The following is a 14,926-nucleotide window of genomic DNA, read 5'->3' as shown; positions in this document are numbered from 1 at the left end:
AGGATGACGCTTCGGCGCGGGGAGCGCGCCGCGGGCGAGACGGCGATGCAGCCGGGCCGTTGCGGTCCGGCCAGTCGCGCGTCAGGTCAGTTGAGCGCCATGCTCAGCTTGCGTCGCCATGCGGCGACGAGGTCGGGGCGATCGCCGGCCAGTTCGAACACCGAGATCATCGTGCGGCGGCCGAGGTCGTCGCCGTATGCGCGATCGCGCGTCACGATTTCCAGCAACTGCTCCAGCGCCCCTTCGTACGCGCGCCGCGCGATCAGGCTCTGCGCGAGGTCGAAGCGCGCGTCGAGATCGGCCGGGTTCGCCGCGATGCGTGCCTCGAGCGCGTCGGTCGGCGGCAGGTCGGCCGTGGCGTCGAGCGCGTCGAAACGGGTCTTGATCGCCTGGTAGCGCGGGTCGCCGTTCTGCACGGTCTGCGGCGACAGGCGCTCGGTCTCCGCGCGCGCGGCGTCGACTTCGTTGCGCGCGAGCAGCAGCTCGATCAGGTCGAGGCGCGCGTCGTCGTAGCCGGGGTTCAGCGCGAGCGCCGCTTCGAGGTGCGTGAGCGCATCGTCGAAGCGCTGTTCGGCCATCGCGTACTGCGCGGCGCGGCGCTCGGCTTCCTCGGCCGCCGGCAGCAGCCGGTCGAGGAACGCGCGCAACTGCCCTTCGGGCAGCACGCCGACGAACTGGTCGACCGGCCGCCCGTCGGCGAACGCGATCACGTGCGGGATGCTGCGCGTCTGGAAGTGCGCGGCGAGTTCCTGGTTCTCGTCGACGTTGACCTTCACGAGCTTCCAGCGGCCGGCGTAATCGGCTTCGAGTTTTTCCAGCAGCGGGCCGAGCGTCTTGCACGGGCCGCACCACGGCGCCCAGAAGTCGACCAGCACGGGCGTGTCCAGCGACGCCTCGATGACGTCTTTCTCGAATGTGGCAAGCGTGGTGTCCATGTCGTTCTCTTCCGTTCGAATATCGTCAGGATGGGGGCGGCGCGCCGCTTTTTCAACGCGGCTTCGATTCGGGCAGCGGAATCCACTCGGTCTCGCCGGGCACCTTGCCCATTTCCTGGCGCGTCCATGCTGCTTTCGCGTGCTCGATCGCGTCGCGGCTGCTCGCGACGAAATTCCATTCGATGAAGCGTTCGCCGTCGATCCGGTCGCCGCCGAGCAGCATCGCGCGCGCACCGCTGCCGCTCGTCAGCGCGACCGTCGCGCCCGGCGCGAGCACGGCCATCCGTTCGGCCGGCACCGGCGTGCCGTCGATCGCGAGATCGCCATCGACCACGTAGACCGCGCGCTCCTCGTGCGACGCATCGAGTTCGAGCCGGCCGCCGACCGCGAATTCGGCCGCGACGTACAGCGTGCGCGAGAACGTCGTCACGGGCGAATGCAGCCCGAACGCGTCGCCGGCGATCACCGTCAGCGCGACGCCGTTTTCATCGCGCTTGGGCAGCGTGTCGGCGGCGTGGTGCTCGAACGACGGCTCGGTCGTCTCGTGCGTTTTCGGCAGTGCGACCCAGGTCTGGATCCCGTGCACGGTGTGGCCGTTCGCGCGCTGCGCGTCGGGCGTACGCTCGGAGTGGACGATCCCGCGGCCGGCCGTCATCCAGTTCACGTCGCCCGGCACGATTTCCTGCAGCGAGCCGAGGCTGTCGCGATGCAGGATCGCGCCGTCGAACAGGTAGGTGACCGTCGCGAGCCCGATGTGCGGATGCGGGCGCACGTCGAGCCCCGTGCCGGCCGGCAGTGCGGCGGGCCCCATGTGATCGAAGAAGATGAACGGGCCGACGAGGCGTGCGGCGAGCGCGGGCAGCGTGCGGCGCACCTGCAGGTTGCCGATGTCGCGCACGTGCGGCTTCAGCAGGGCTTTGATCGAGTCGGTCATGGCGGGCCTCGTGGGGAGCGGCTGGGTTGGCGGTCATTGTACTGGCGGCGCGAGGCGGCCGCGGCAGGCACGCGTCGTGCTGCGTCCGCCGCGCGGCACAAGCCACCGCGTCCGCCGCCGATTCCATATGCGCCGTGCGGGTATCGGGCGCGGCGGCGAAACCCGGTAGACTGACCGGCTTCACAACGACAATTCGACAATCGAGGAGACGCCGATGATGGCCCCGAAGGACTTGCTGCTCGCGCTGGTCGTGATCCTGGCGTGGGGCGTGAACTTCGTCGTGATCAAGGTCGGCCTGCACGGCATGCCGCCGATGCTGCTCGGCGCGCTGCGCTTCACGCTCGCGGCCGTGCCGGCGGCGTTCTTCGTGCGGCGGCCGCAGATTTCGTGGCGGCTGCTGGTGCTGTACGGCGCGACGATCCAGCTCGGCCAGTTCGTGTTCCTGTTCACCGGCATGTACGTCGGGATGCCGGCCGGCCTCGCGTCGCTCGTGCTGCAATCGCAGGCGTTCTTCACGCTGGTGTTCGCGATGCTGTTCCTCGGCGAGCGGCTGCGCGTGCAGAACCTGGTCGGGCTCGCGATCGCCGCGGCCGGGCTCGTCGTGATCGCCGCGCAGGGCGGCCGCGCGATGACGCTCGCGGGCTTCCTGCTGACGATCTGCTCGGCCGCGATGTGGGCCGTCGGCAACATCGTCACGAAGAAGGTCGGGAAGGCCAACCTCGTGTCGCTCGTCGTGTGGGCGAGCCTCGTGCCGCCCGTGCCGTTCTTCCTGCTGTCGCTGTGGTTCGAGGGGCCGCGGCGGATCGCGACCGCGCTCGCCGGGCTCGACGGCGCGTCGATCTTCGCGGTCGTCTATCTCGCGTTCGTCGCGACGCTGCTCGGCTACGGGCTGTGGAGCCGCCTGCTGTCGCGCTACCCGGCCGCGCAGGTCGCGCAGTTCTCGCTGCTGGTGCCGATCGTCGGGCTCGCGTCGTCGGCGCTGCTGCTCGACGAGCATCTGACGCAATCGCAGCTGATCGGCGCCGCGCTCGTGATGGGCGGGCTCGCGGTGAACGTGTTCGGCGGGAAACTGCTGAGCCGCTTCGCGGCATCGTGACGCGCCGGCACGCGCGGCGTGCCGGCGGCAGGGAACGGGTGACGCTCAGGCCATCCGGTTCTTCGCGAGCGGCGGATTCGCGGCGAAATAACGCTTGATGCCGCGGAAGATCGCGTCGGCCATCTCGTCGCGATAGCTGTCGTCGTTGAGGCGGCGCTCTTCGTCCGGGTTGCTGATGAACGCGGTCTCGACGAGGATCGACGGAATGTCGGGCGCCTTCAGCACCGCGAACCCGGCCTGCTCGACCGAGCCCTTGTGCAGCTTGTTGATGCCGCCCACTTCCTTCAGCACGTAGTTGCCGTAGCGCAGCGAGTCGCGGATCTGCGCGGTCGTCGACATGTCGAACAGCGCGCGGTTCACGGCCGCGTCCGCCGTCTTGATGTTGATGCCGCCGATCAGGTCCGACGAATTCTCCTTGTTCGCCATCCAGCGCGCCGCGGCACTCGTCGCGCCGTGGTCGGACAGCGCGAACACCGACGAGCCGCGCGCGGACGGCGTCGTGAACGCATCCGCGTGGATCGACACGAACAGGTCGGCGCCGACGCGGCGCGCCTTCTGCACGCGCACGTTCAGCGGCACGAAGAAGTCGGCGTCGCGCGTCATCATCGCGCGCATGTTCGGGGCGGCGTCGATCTTCGCGCGCAGCTTCTTCGCGATGTCGAGCGCGATGTGCTTCTCGTACGTGCCGCCGCCGCCGATCGCGCCCGGATCCTCGCCGCCGTGGCCCGGGTCGATCGCGACCGTCAGCAGGCGTACCGTGCCGCCCTTGCCGGATTTTGGCGCGGTGAACTTGTAGGTGTCCCCGTCGTCGTCGTTGTCGTCGCGGCGCGCGATGACGGGCGGCGGCTTGACGGCCGGCTTCGCGGGCGTCGACGGCGTGCCGGCGGCCGGCGGCGTATGCGGCGCGGCCGGGGTGTTCTGCGCGAAACGCTGGAAGAATGCGTCGCTGTTGTCGCCCGCGCCCGCGCCCGCGCCGGGCGGCGGGGTGCCCGGGCCGGCCAGCGTGGACGGCGGTTGCATCTGCTGCGCGCGCGCGGTGTCGTTGAGCGCCTGTTCCTTGCGTTCCGTCTGCGCGATCAGGTCGGACAGCGGATCGGGCGCGACGGCCGGATACAGGTCGAACACGAGCCGGTACTTGTACGTGCCGACGGGCGGCAGCGTGAACACCTGCGGCTTCACCGAGCCTTTCAGGTCGAACACCATCCGCACGACGTGCGGCTGATACTGGCCGACGCGCACCGACTGGATCTGCGGATCGTTCGGCGCGATCTTCGATACGAGATCGCGCAGCGCCTGGTCGAGGTCGAGGCCGTTCAGATCGACGACCAGGCGGTCGGGACCCTGCAGCAGCTGTTGGCTATTCTGCAGCGGCTGGTCGGATTCGATCGTGACGCGCGTGTAATCGCGTGCGGGCCACACGCGCACGCCGAGCACCGACGACGCGTGCGCGAGCCGCGGCGCGACGAGACCGAGCACCAGCGTCGACGCCCCCGCGCGCAGGATCTGACGGCGCCGCCAGTTGTGCGTCGCGGTGGCCGCCGATTCGATCGAGCGGAACGGTTTGATCAACATCTTTCGAGACATGCCTTTCCTGAAGCGCTGTACGCCCGGACGGTGAGGGCACGGCCGTCGCCATCCACGTCGAGCGAGAAAACCAGATCGGGCACGCCGAGCAGCGCACCCGCCTGTTGCGGCCATTCGACGAGGCAGATCGCGCTGGAATTGAAATATTCGCGAAAGCCTGCATCGGACCATTCGGCCGGATCGTTGAATCGATACAGATCGAAGTGATAGACCTCGAGTTCCCCGTCGCTGCGCTCGAGCGCGTACGGCTCGACGAGCGTATAGGTCGGGCTGCGCACGCGCCCCGGGTGGCCGAGGCCGCGCAGGATCGCGCGCACGAGGGTCGTCTTGCCCGCGCCGAGATCGCCGACCAGCTGGATCTGCAGCCCGTCGAACGCATGGGCGCGGCCGAGCTCGATGCGCGCCGCGTCGAGCGCGTGCGCGAAGCGGGTGCCGAAGGCCTCGGTTGCCGCTTCGTCGGCGAGCGCGATCACGCGCTCCGCGAGCGGGGCGGGCAACATGGCATGAGGCGGTTGGCTGGACGTGGCTGGCATTCTCGTAAAATAGTGCGATGAACCGACTACCGGAACGCGCCGCATCCGACAGGCCTTCGACTCATGGCGAAGGCGCGGCGCCGTGCGCGCTCGACGATGCGGCGTTGAGTGCGCTCGCCGCTCGCATCAGGGCGTGGGGGCGCGAATTGGGTTTCGGGGCGATCAGCATCAGCGACACCGATCTCTCGGATGCCGAAGCGGGCCTTGCCGCCTGGCTGGAAGCCGGATACCACGGCGAAATGGATTATATGGCCAAACATGGGATGAAACGCGCGCGGCCGGCCGAACTTGTGGCCGGTACGCGACGCGTGATTTCCGTGCGGCTCGCCTATGTGCCGGCCGAAACGCTCGCGGCCGACACGCCCGACGACGAGCCGGGCGCGCTCGCGCCGCACGACTGGCGCGCGCGCGAACGGGCGCGGCTCGACGATCCGCAGGCGGCCGTCGTGTCGATCTATGCGCGCGGCCGCGACTATCACAAGGTGCTGCGCAACCGGTTGCAGACGCTCGCGGAGCGCATCGAGCACGAGATCGGCGGGTTCGGCTACCGCGTGTTCACCGATTCGGCGCCCGTGCTCGAAGTCGAGCTCGCGCAGAAGGCCGGGGTCGGCTGGCGCGGCAAGCACACGCTGCTGCTGCAGCGCGATGCCGGCTCGCTGTTCTTTCTCGGCGAGATCTACGTCGACCTGCCGCTGCCGACCGACGCGCACACGTCGCCCGACAGCGCGCCCGAGGCGCCCGGCGCGCACTGCGGCAGCTGCACGCGCTGCATCGACGCGTGCCCGACCGGCGCGATCGTCGAGCCGTACCGCGTCGACGCGCGCCGCTGCATCTCGTATCTGACGATCGAACTGAAAGGCAGCATCCCCGAGCCGCTGCGGCCGATGATCGGCAATCGCGTGTACGGTTGCGACGACTGCCAGCTCGTGTGCCCGTGGAACAAATTCGCGCAGGCCGCGCCCGTCGCCGACTTCGACGTGCGGCACGGCCTCGACCGCGCGACGCTCGTCGAGCTGTTCGCGTGGGACGGCGAGACGTTCGATACGCGGATGCAGGGCAGCGCGATCCGGCGCATCGGCTACGAAAGCTGGCTGCGCAATCTCGCGGTCGGGCTCGGCAATGCGCTGCGCACCGGCGCGGACCGGCTCGCGCCGCCGGCGCGCGCCGCGATCGTCGCCGCGCTGCGCGCCCGCGCCGACGATCCGTCGCCGATCGTGCGCGAGCATGTCGAATGGGCGCTGCGAGCCGCGTGAAGGCGGCGTAAAGTGTCGTCGGCGCGCGGGCAGGGCCGCGCGCATTCCGGTCAGGAGAAGTCCATGTTCAACGCAGTCATCGACGCGCCGTTCGGCAAGGTCGGCATCCGCACGGATGCCGCGGTGGTGCGCGAGATCGTCTATCTGCCCGAATCGATGAAGTCGGTCGATCCGGACTCGGCGCTCGCGAAGCGCGCGGTCGAGCAGATCGAACGTTATTTCGAGCGCGCATCGGCGCGCTTCGACCTGCCGCTCGCCGACGTCGGCAGCGCATTCCAGCACCGCGTATGGGACGTGATCAGCGACATCCCGCCCGGTACGGTGCTGACCTACGGCCAGGTCGCGAAGCGAATCGGCAGCGCGCCGCGCGCGGTCGGCCAGGCGTGCGGCGCGAACTACTTCCCGCTCGTGATTCCGTGCCATCGCGTCGTCGCGGCGGGCGGCCTCGGCGGATTCGCGAACCACGACGACAACGGCTATTACCAGCAAGTGAAGCGCTGGCTGCTGGCGCACGAGGGCGTGCCGTACCAATGAGCGAACCGATGATTTCCCCCCGCGCCGACAACGACAGCGAGATCGACGCCGTTGCGGCATCGCCCGCGCTGCTCGCGAGCCGCGCGTCGATCGACGTGTTCTGCGATGCGCTGTGGCTCGAGCACGGGCTCGCGCGCAACACGCTCGATGCGTACCGGCGCGACCTGGCGCTGTTTTCCCACTGGCTGGCCGCGACGCACGGCGCGCCGCTCGACTCGGCCGACGAGGCGATGGTGACCGGCTACATCGCCGCGCGCAGCGACGGCAAGGCGACGTCGTCGAACCGGCGGCTGTCCGTGTTCCGCCGCTATTACGGCTGGGCCGTGCGCGAGCATCGCGCGAGCGCCGACCCGACGCTGCGGATCACGTCCGCGAAACAGGCGGCCCGATTCCCGTCGACGCTGTCCGAGGCGCAGGTCGAGGCGCTGCTCGGCGCGCCCGACATCGGCACGCCGCTCGGCCTGCGCGATCGCACGATGCTCGAGCTGATGTACGCGAGCGGGCTGCGCGTGAGCGAACTCGTGACGCTGAAGACGGTCGAGGTCGGCCTCAACGAAGGCGTCGTGCGCGTGATGGGCAAGGGGTCGAAGGAGCGGCTCGTGCCGTTCGGCGAAGTCGCGCACGGCTGGATCGAACGCTACCTGCGCGATGCGCGGCCGGCGCTGCTCGGCGCACGCGCGGCCGATGCGCTGTTCGTGACCGCGCGCGGGGACGGGATGACGCGCCAGCAGTTCTGGAACATCATCAAGCGTCACGCGCAGCAGGCCGGCGTGCGCGCGCACCTGTCGCCGCACACGCTGCGGCACGCGTTCGCGACGCACCTGCTGAACCACGGCGCCGACCTGCGCGTCGTGCAGCTGCTGCTCGGCCACAGCGACATCTCGACCACGCAGATCTATACGCACGTCGCGCGCGAGCGGCTCAGGACGCTGCACGCGCAGCATCACCCGCGCGGCTGACACGCGCCGCGCGTGCATTCGCGGCGCGGACTGCAATGCGGACGCGCGCAGCGCGCCGGCGGCGGCGTCAGACCAGTTCGCGCAGCCGGTGCTTGAGCACCTTGCCGGTCGACGCGGCCGGCAGCGCATCGAGCACGCGGATATGCGCAGGGCGCTTGTAAGCGGTGAGCCGATCCGCGCACCACGCGTGCAATGCCGCCTCGTTCGCCGCCGCGCCGGGCACCAGCTCGACGAACGCGAGCACTTCCTCGTTGCCGTCGATCGCGCGGCCGATCACGGCCGCCTGCACGACGTCCGGATGCGCATTCAGCACCTGTTCGACCTCGACCGGATACACGTTGAAGCCCGAGCGGATGATCAGCTCCTTGCTGCGGCCCACGATCGTCACCGCGCCGTCCGCGTCCTGCCGCGCCAGATCGCCGGTGCTCAGCCAGCCGTCCGGCGACACGGCCGCGCGCGTCGCGTCCGTGTCGCGGTAGTAGCCGAGCATCACGTTCGGCCCGCGCACGCGGATTTCGCCGACTTCGCCCGGCGGCACGTCGGTGCCGTCCGGCGCGACGATCCGCATGTCGACGCCCGGGATCGGCACGCCGACCGAACTGTCCGCGCGCGGCGCGTCGAGCGGCGTCTGCGTGATCGTCGGGCTGCTTTCGGTCATCCCGTAGCCGTTGTGCAGCGGCACGCCGTACAGGCGCTCGACGCGGGCCTTCAGGTTCGCATCGAGCGGCGAGCCGCCCGAATACGCGAAGCGCAGCCGCGGCGCGCGCCACGCGTGGCCGTGCGTGTGCAGGTGTTCGAGCAGCTTCGCGTGCATCGCGGGCACGCCCTGGAAGATCGTCACGCCTTCGTCGGCGAGCGCGACACGCACGGCTTCCGGCGAGAAGCGCGGCGCGAGCCGCAGCGTCGCGCCTGCGTAGAGGCTGCCGACGCATACCGACGCGAGCCCGTACACGTGCGACACGGGCAGCACCGTGTAGACGACGTCGTCAGGAGACACGCGGCGCAGCGTGCTCGATATCGCCGCGATGAACAGCAGGTTGCGGTGCGACAGCATCACGCCTTTCGGCGTACCGGTCGTGCCAGTCGTGTAGATCAGCGCCGCGCATTGCCCGGCGCCGTCGGCGGCCACCGGTTCGGCGGGGGCGCTTGGATCGACGCGATACGACCACGCGCCGATGTCGACCGGCAGCGCGCCGGCGGGCGTCGCGCCGAGCCGCTCGGCGTGGGTGCGCGCGTCGGCCGATGCGTCGGTCGTGAACGCGATCAGCTTCGGACGCGCATGCGCGGCGATCGCGTCGAGCTCGGCGGCCGACAGCCGCGCGTTCGACACGAGCGCCCAGGCGTCGAGGCGCGCGGCCGCGAACAGCAGCACGATCTGCGCGACGCAGTTTTCCGCGACGATCATCACGCGGTCGCCGCCTCGCACGCCGAGGCGCGCGAGCCGCGCGGCCGCCGCGTCGACGGCCTGCGCCAGCTCGCCGTACGACAGCCGGCGAGCATCCTCGATCAGCGCCGGATGCGCGGGCGACTGCGCGGCCCGGTGCGCGGGCACGTCGGCGATGCGGCGCGGCAGCGCGGCGAGCAGCGCATCGACGTCGAGCGATTCGGATGAACGGATGGGCGAGGACATGGCGTCTCCAGATGAGGGGGCCGGCGGCGCCGACGATATTTGCGAACGATCGTGCCATGAGGGCGCGCGCGCCACAATCAGCCAAACGGGCAATAGCGCTTCGCGATGTTCGCAACGATGATGGGCACACTTGCGACGGCGATGCGGCGGGCCGGCGGAAAACGGGCCGCGAGTATACCGCCGGCGCGGGCACGCCATTGCGCGCTCGCCGATCGTTCGCCATTAAAATGCCGCCATGAGCAAATCCAGACACGTGTCCGAAACCCCCGCGACCCAGTTGCTGCGCCGCCATGGCGTCGCGTTCGGCGAGCATCCGTACGAATACGTCGAGCACGGCGGCACCGGCGAATCGGCGCGCCAGCTCGGCGTCGACGAGCACAGCGTCGTGAAGACGCTCGTGATGGAAGACGAGCACGCGAAGCCGCTGATCGTGCTGATGCACGGCGACCGCACCGTGTCGACGAAGAATCTCGCGCGGCAGATCGGCGCGAAGCGCGTCGAGCCGTGCAAGCCCGACGTCGCGAACCGCCATTCGGGCTATCTCGTCGGCGGCACGTCGCCGTTCGGCACGCGCAAGACGATGCCCGTCTACGTCGAGGCGACGATCCTCGAACTGCCGACGATCTACCTGAATGGCGGCCGGCGCGGCTACCTCGTCAGCCTCGCGCCGGCGGTGCTCACGTCGCTGCTCGGCGCGCAGCCGGTGCAGTGTGCGAGCGTCGACTGAGGGTTTCACCTTCGTGGCACCCCGCGCCCGTTCGGTAGAATGGGCGCCGTTTCGGCCTGCCGGCTTGCCGCGCACGGCCGTCCCTTTCCCGATACGTTGAAAGAAGAGTCCTCCGCATGCAGATCCTGCTCGCCGCCCTCGTTGCCTACCTGATCGGTTCGGTGTCGTTCGCCGTCGTCGTCAGTTCCGTGATGGGGCTGGCCGACCCGCGTTCGTACGGATCGAAGAATCCCGGCGCGACCAACGTGCTGCGCAGCGGCAACAAGAAGGCCGCGATCCTGACGCTCGTCGGCGACGCGTTCAAGGGCTGGATCGCCGTCTGGCTCGCCCGGCGCTTCGGCCTGCCCGACGTCGCGATCGCGTGGGTTGCGATCGCCGTGTTCCTCGGCCACCTGTACCCGGTGTTCTTCCGCTTCCAGGGCGGCAAGGGCGTCGCGACCGCGGCCGGCGTGCTGCTCGCCGTGCACCCGGTGCTCGGGCTCGCGACCGCGCTGACCTGGCTGATCGTCGCGTTCTTTTTCCGCTATTCGTCGCTCGCGGCGCTGGTCGCGGCCGTGTTCGCGCCGGTATTCGACGTGTTCCTGTTCGGCATGCCGGGCCACAACCCGGTCGCGTGGGCCGTGCTGGCGATGAGCGTGCTGCTCGTGTGGCGTCACCGCGGCAACATTTCGAAGCTGCTCGCGGGGCAGGAGAGCCGGATCGGCGACAAGAAGAAGGCGGCCGCGGACGGCGGCGCGCAGGACGGCGGGAAAGCCTGAGCACGCGCGGCTGGCCGCGCGCCGGGCGCGCCGCGTGCGCGGGGCCCGGCCGGATGACGCGACGGATCGGCGGCCGGTCAGTCGCGGAAGTTGTTGAAGTCGAGCGGCGTGTCGGTCACGTCCTTGCGCAGCATCGCGATCGTGCTCTGCAGGTCGTCGCGCTTCGTGCCCGAGATGCGCACCGCGTCGCCCTGGATGCTTGCCTGCACCTTGATCTTGCTGTCCTTCACGAGGCGCACGATCTTCTTCGCCAGGTCGCCCGTTACGCCCTTCTTCACGGTGACGATCTGCTTGACCTTGTCGCCGCCGATCTTCTCGACCTTGCCGTAGTCGAGGAAGCGCACGTCGACGTTGCGCTTGGCCAGCTTGCCGATCAGCACGTCCTTGACCTGGCCGAGCTTGAAATCGTCGTCGGCGAACAGCGTCAGCTCGCGTTCCTTCTGCTCGACGCGCGCGTCGGAGCCCTTGAAGTCGAAGCGCGTCGAAATTTCCTTGTTCGACTGCTCGATGGCGTTCTTCACTTCGATCATGTTCGCTTCGGAAACGACGTCGAACGATGGCATGGCATTCTCCCTTGAGATGCGGGCACCCGGCTCGCGCGCGGGCACTCGCTATAATTGCGGACTGTTTGCCATTTTACCGATGCCCCTCCGTTTGCCCAAGGCCGGCCATGCGCCGCCCGGCCGACGTGACCGCGAATGCCGATGCCTCCTGACGATTGCTCCCTGTCGCTGCTTCCCGACCATCCGCTCGCCGCGCACAACACGTTCGGCATCGCCGCGCGCGCGCGCTTCGCCGCGCGCATCACGCAGGCGGCGCAGTTCGAGGCGCTGCATCGCGACCCGCGGGTCGCGAGCCTGCCGCAGCTCGTGCTCGGCGGCGGCAGCAATATCGTGTTCACGCGCGATTTCGACGGCATCGTGCTGCTCGACGAGATCGCGGGCCGCCGCGTCGTGCGCGAGGACGACGACGCGTGGTATGTCGAGGCCGGTGGCGGCGAGAACTGGCACGCGTTCGTCGCGTGGACGCTCGAGCACGGGATGCCGGGCCTCGAGAATCTCGCGCTGATCCCGGGCACCGTCGGCGCCGCGCCGATCCAGAACATCGGCGCGTACGGTCTCGAGATGAAAGCGTATTTTGATTCGCTGGTCGCGGTCGAGCTGGCGACCGGGCGCAGCGAGCGCTTCGACGCCGCGCGCTGCGCGTTCGGCTATCGCGACAGCTTCTTCAAGCGGGAAGGGCGCGGCCGGTTCGCGATCGTCGCGGTGACGTTCCGGCTGCCGAAGCAATGGACGCCGCGGCTCGGCTACGCGGACGTCACGCGCGAGCTCGACGCGCGCGGCATCGCGTCCGATGCGGCGACGCCGCGCGACGTGTTCGATGCGGTCGTCGCGATCCGCCGCGCGAAGCTGCCCGATCCGCTCGTGCTCGGCAATGCGGGCAGTTTCTTCAAGAATCCGGTGATCGACGCCGCGCAGTTCGACACGCTGCGCGCCCGCGTGCCGGAGGTCGTGTCGTATCCGCAGCCGGACGGGCAGGTGAAGCTCGCGGCCGGCTGGCTGATCGACCGCTGCGGCTGGAAGGGGCGCGCACTCGGGGCGGCGGCCGTGCACGACCGCCAGGCGCTCGTGCTCGTCAATCGCGGCGGCGCGACCGGCGCCGACGTGCTGGCGCTGGCGCGGGCGATCCAGGCTGACGTGCGCGCGCAGTTCGGCGTCGAGCTGGAGGCCGAACCGGTCTGCCTGTAACGGCGCGCGCCGGTTTTCGCGCATCCAAACGAAAAGCGCCGGTCGTCGACCGGCGCTTTTTTACGCGGGTGCGTTGGGCGGCGCGTCAGTGCTTGAGGCGGCCGAGCAGCAGGAACTCCATCAGCGCCTTCTGCACGTGCAGGCGGTTTTCCGCTTCGTCCCACACGACGCTCTGCGGGCCGTCGATCACGCCGGCCGTCACTTCCTCGCCGCGGTGCGCGGGCAGGCAGTGCATGAAGAGCGCATCCGGATTCGCGTGGCCCATCATTTCCTCGTCGACGCACCAGTCGGCGAATGCCTGCTTGCGCGCCTCGTTTTCGGCCTCGAAACCCATGCTCGTCCACACGTCGGTGGTGACGAGATCGGCGCCCTTGCACGCTTCGTTCGGATCGTCGAACACCTCGTAGAACGGCGCGCTGTCGGGCGACACGAGCTTCATGTCGAGCGCATAGCCGGGCGGGGTGGACAGGCGCAGCTTGAAGCCGAGGATCTGCGCGGCCTCGATCCACGTGTACAGCATGTTGTTCGCGTCGCCGACCCACGCGACGGTCTTGCCGGCGATCGGCCCGCGGTGCTCGTAGTACGTGAAGATGTCCGCGAGCACCTGGCACGGGTGGTAGTCGTTCGTCAGCCCGTTGATCACCGGCACGCGGGAATTCTGCGCGAAGCGCGTGATCACGTCCTGTTCGAACGTGCGGATCATGATGATGTCGACCATTCGCGAGATGACCTGCGCGGAATCCTCGACGGGCTCGCCGCGGCCGAGCTGCGTGTCGCGCGTGCTCATGAAGACGGCGTGGCCGCCGAGCTGGAAGATCCCGGCCTCGAACGACAGGCGCGTGCGCGTCGAGCTCTTCTCGAAGATCATCGCGAGCGTGCGGTCGTGCAGCGGGTGATAGGTCTCGTAGTTCTTGAACTTGCGCTTCAGGATACCCGTGCGTTCGAGCACGTACTCGTAGTCTTCCAGCGAGAAATCCTTGAACTGCAGGTAGTGACGAATGGTTTTGGCGGTCATGAAACGAAATACGGCGGGTCTCACCCGGCAGCGAGGCCGGACGGCGCCGCCGTCGGGTGTGGATAACTCAAAGCAGCATAAAGGATTTTCTGTGCTTTGACGAGCCGTGAAAAAGCCGTCGAAAGACGCGGGGCAGGATCGCCGCGCGCGACCGGCCGTGCGGGAAGAGGGGTGTCGGGACGACGCGCGATGGCGCGCTGCGGTATAATTCAAAAGTTTTCTCCAGCCCGGCAGGCAAGGCTTTTCGCGCTCTGCCGGACACAAGCCGTGCGCTGCACACATCCGGTGCAGTCCACCGGCGGCGCGCATCGACGCTCCGTTTTCGGGATATCGATCGGCGCGTGCGGCCGACCCTCCAGCTTTGTGTTCGCGTATCCAGGCGCCGTTGCCTGGGCATCGCCGGGCCGTCACTTGGGTAACCACATGGCTGAAACCCCTCCGACCGAATTTTTCATCCAGGGCATCACGAAAGACGGGAAAAAGTTTCGCCCGAGCGACTGGTCGGAACGTCTGGCCGGTGTGATGGCCTGCTTCGGGCCGGGGGCGAGCGGGCCGAACGCGCGTCTCAAGTATTCGCTGTACGTGCGCCCGACGATGCTCGGCGACCTCAAATGCGTGATCCTCGATTCGCGGTTGCGCGACATCGAGCCGATGGCGTTCGATTTCGTGCTGAATTTCGCGAAGGACAACAACCTCGTCGTGACCGAGGCGTGCGAACTGCCGGACTACAACACGAAGAAGTGACTGATGCCGACGGGCGAGGGTGCGTGTCGCACCCGCCCCCAAGGCAAGCACTGCCGCCGCGCACGATGCGCCGGCGGCAGGCAACGAAAAAGCCCGCCTAGGCGGGCTTTTTCGTGATCGCAGGAAACAGGAACGCCCGCGTGAGCGGGCGCACCGGAGTTACGCTGCTGCCTGCAGGCCCTTGACGGCTGCGGCCAGGCGGCTCTTGCTGCGAGCGGCCTTGTTCTTGTGAACGATCTTCTTGTCGGCGATCGTGTCGATCGTCTTCACGGCAGCCTTGAACAGCTCGGCAGCCTTTGCCTGGTCGCCGGCTTCAACAGCCTTGCGAACCGACTTGATCGCGGTACGGAATTTCGAGCGCAGCGCCGAGTTGTGCGAGTTTGCCTTCGCGGCCTGGCGGGCGCGCTTGCGTGCTTGTGCGGAGTTAGCCATGACGGTTCCTTATCCTGTCCTGTTTCCAGAGCTTGGAGCCTGAC

At 68.9% G+C, this 14,926-nt stretch carries 16 protein-coding genes; 8 read left to right on the top strand and 8 right to left on the bottom strand.

Going from position 1 to position 14,926, the window contains the following annotated elements; translation table 11 throughout:
• Positions 1-86: 86 nt before the first annotated feature.
• Entirely contained in the window at positions 87-935 is an 849-nt protein-coding gene (trxA, locus tag HWX76_RS17690) for a thioredoxin (RefSeq protein WP_050017034.1), read from the bottom strand.
• 52 nt (positions 936-987) lie between these two features.
• The gene (locus HWX76_RS17685) at positions 988-1,869 is read right to left on the bottom strand and encodes a pirin family protein (protein WP_050017036.1); all 882 of its coding nucleotides are present in this window, start codon (positions 1,867-1,869) and stop codon (positions 988-990) included.
• 217 nt (positions 1,870-2,086) lie between these two features.
• On the opposite strand from HWX76_RS17685, the gene HWX76_RS17680 reads away from it, so the two are divergent.
• Positions 2,087-2,965: an EamA family transporter gene (locus HWX76_RS17680; RefSeq protein WP_176016142.1), complete on the top strand. Its 879-nt coding sequence runs from the start codon at positions 2,087-2,089 to the stop codon at positions 2,963-2,965.
• 45 nt (positions 2,966-3,010) lie between these two features.
• On the opposite strand, the gene HWX76_RS17675 is transcribed toward HWX76_RS17680, so the two are convergent.
• Both HWX76_RS17675 and tsaE read right to left on the bottom strand, forming a co-directional pair.
• Positions 3,011-4,549 (bottom strand): N-acetylmuramoyl-L-alanine amidase, encoded by a 1,539-nt coding sequence (locus tag HWX76_RS17675; RefSeq protein ID WP_124557301.1) that lies wholly within the window; start codon positions 4,547-4,549, stop codon positions 3,011-3,013.
• On the bottom strand, positions 4,531-5,082 hold the full coding sequence (gene tsaE / locus HWX76_RS17670) for a tRNA (adenosine(37)-N6)-threonylcarbamoyltransferase complex ATPase subunit type 1 TsaE (RefSeq protein WP_050017041.1): 552 nt from the start codon (positions 5,080-5,082) through the stop codon (positions 4,531-4,533). The genes HWX76_RS17675 and tsaE overlap by 19 nt, the downstream gene beginning before the upstream one ends.
• Before the next feature lie 17 nt (positions 5,083-5,099).
• Here tsaE and queG point away from each other — a divergent pair, with 17 nt between their 5' ends.
• The 3 genes from queG (at position 5,100) to xerD (ending at position 7,828) form a co-directional block, all read left to right on the top strand.
• Positions 5,100-6,335: a tRNA epoxyqueuosine(34) reductase QueG gene (queG, locus tag HWX76_RS17665; protein ID WP_176016100.1), complete on the top strand. Its 1,236-nt coding sequence runs from the start codon at positions 5,100-5,102 to the stop codon at positions 6,333-6,335.
• 63 nt (positions 6,336-6,398) lie between these two features.
• Positions 6,399-6,869, top strand: a complete 471-nt coding sequence (locus HWX76_RS17660; RefSeq protein WP_126363037.1) for a methylated-DNA--[protein]-cysteine S-methyltransferase — start codon at positions 6,399-6,401, stop codon at positions 6,867-6,869.
• Positions 6,866-7,828 (top strand): site-specific tyrosine recombinase XerD, encoded by a 963-nt coding sequence (gene xerD / locus HWX76_RS17655; RefSeq protein ID WP_176016099.1) that lies wholly within the window; start codon positions 6,866-6,868, stop codon positions 7,826-7,828. The genes HWX76_RS17660 and xerD overlap by 4 nt, the downstream gene beginning before the upstream one ends.
• A 67-nt stretch (positions 7,829-7,895) precedes the next feature.
• Here xerD and HWX76_RS17650 read toward each other — a convergent pair whose 3' ends face one another.
• A complete protein-coding gene (locus HWX76_RS17650) occupies positions 7,896-9,458 on the bottom strand; it encodes an AMP-binding protein (RefSeq protein WP_124631689.1) in 1,563 nt (520 codons plus the stop codon).
• 235 nt (positions 9,459-9,693) lie between these two features.
• On the opposite strand from HWX76_RS17650, the gene ybaK reads away from it, so the two are divergent.
• On the top strand, positions 9,694-10,185 hold the full coding sequence (gene ybaK, locus HWX76_RS17645; RefSeq protein WP_047898865.1) for a Cys-tRNA(Pro) deacylase: 492 nt from the start codon (positions 9,694-9,696) through the stop codon (positions 10,183-10,185).
• 116 nt (positions 10,186-10,301) lie between these two features.
• Positions 10,302-10,943 (top strand): glycerol-3-phosphate 1-O-acyltransferase PlsY, encoded by a 642-nt coding sequence (gene plsY / locus HWX76_RS17640; RefSeq protein ID WP_050017052.1) that lies wholly within the window; start codon positions 10,302-10,304, stop codon positions 10,941-10,943.
• Between the two features lie 77 nt (positions 10,944-11,020).
• Here plsY and HWX76_RS17635 read toward each other — a convergent pair whose 3' ends face one another.
• The gene (locus HWX76_RS17635) at positions 11,021-11,506 is read right to left on the bottom strand and encodes a YajQ family cyclic di-GMP-binding protein (protein ID WP_006482217.1); all 486 of its coding nucleotides are present in this window, start codon (positions 11,504-11,506) and stop codon (positions 11,021-11,023) included.
• A gap of 135 nt (positions 11,507-11,641) precedes the next feature.
• Between HWX76_RS17635 and murB the strand changes: the two genes are divergently transcribed.
• Positions 11,642-12,691: a UDP-N-acetylmuramate dehydrogenase gene (murB, locus tag HWX76_RS17630; RefSeq protein ID WP_124639440.1), complete on the top strand. Its 1,050-nt coding sequence runs from the start codon at positions 11,642-11,644 to the stop codon at positions 12,689-12,691.
• Positions 12,692-12,776: 85 nt separating this feature from the next.
• Here murB and argF read toward each other — a convergent pair whose 3' ends face one another.
• Positions 12,777-13,706, bottom strand: coding sequence for an ornithine carbamoyltransferase (gene argF / locus HWX76_RS17625; protein WP_027785240.1), 930 nt, complete (start codon positions 13,704-13,706; stop codon positions 12,777-12,779).
• Between the two features lie 423 nt (positions 13,707-14,129).
• Between argF and HWX76_RS17620 the strand changes: the two genes are divergently transcribed.
• Positions 14,130-14,450, top strand: coding sequence for a DUF3579 domain-containing protein (locus HWX76_RS17620; RefSeq protein ID WP_011546046.1), 321 nt, complete (start codon positions 14,130-14,132; stop codon positions 14,448-14,450).
• Between the two features lie 159 nt (positions 14,451-14,609).
• On the opposite strand, the gene rpsT is transcribed toward HWX76_RS17620, so the two are convergent.
• Entirely contained in the window at positions 14,610-14,882 is a 273-nt protein-coding gene (rpsT, locus tag HWX76_RS17615; protein ID WP_006482211.1) for a 30S ribosomal protein S20, read from the bottom strand.
• Positions 14,883-14,926 lie beyond the last annotated feature (44 nt).

Origin of the sequence: Burkholderia sp. BCC0398 (assembly GCF_902833245.1) — a bacterium.
Lineage (GTDB): Bacteria > Pseudomonadota > Gammaproteobacteria > Burkholderiales > Burkholderiaceae > Burkholderia > Burkholderia sola.
Note: the sequence above shows the minus strand (reverse complement) of the source record. Positions and strands in the feature narration are given on the sequence as shown.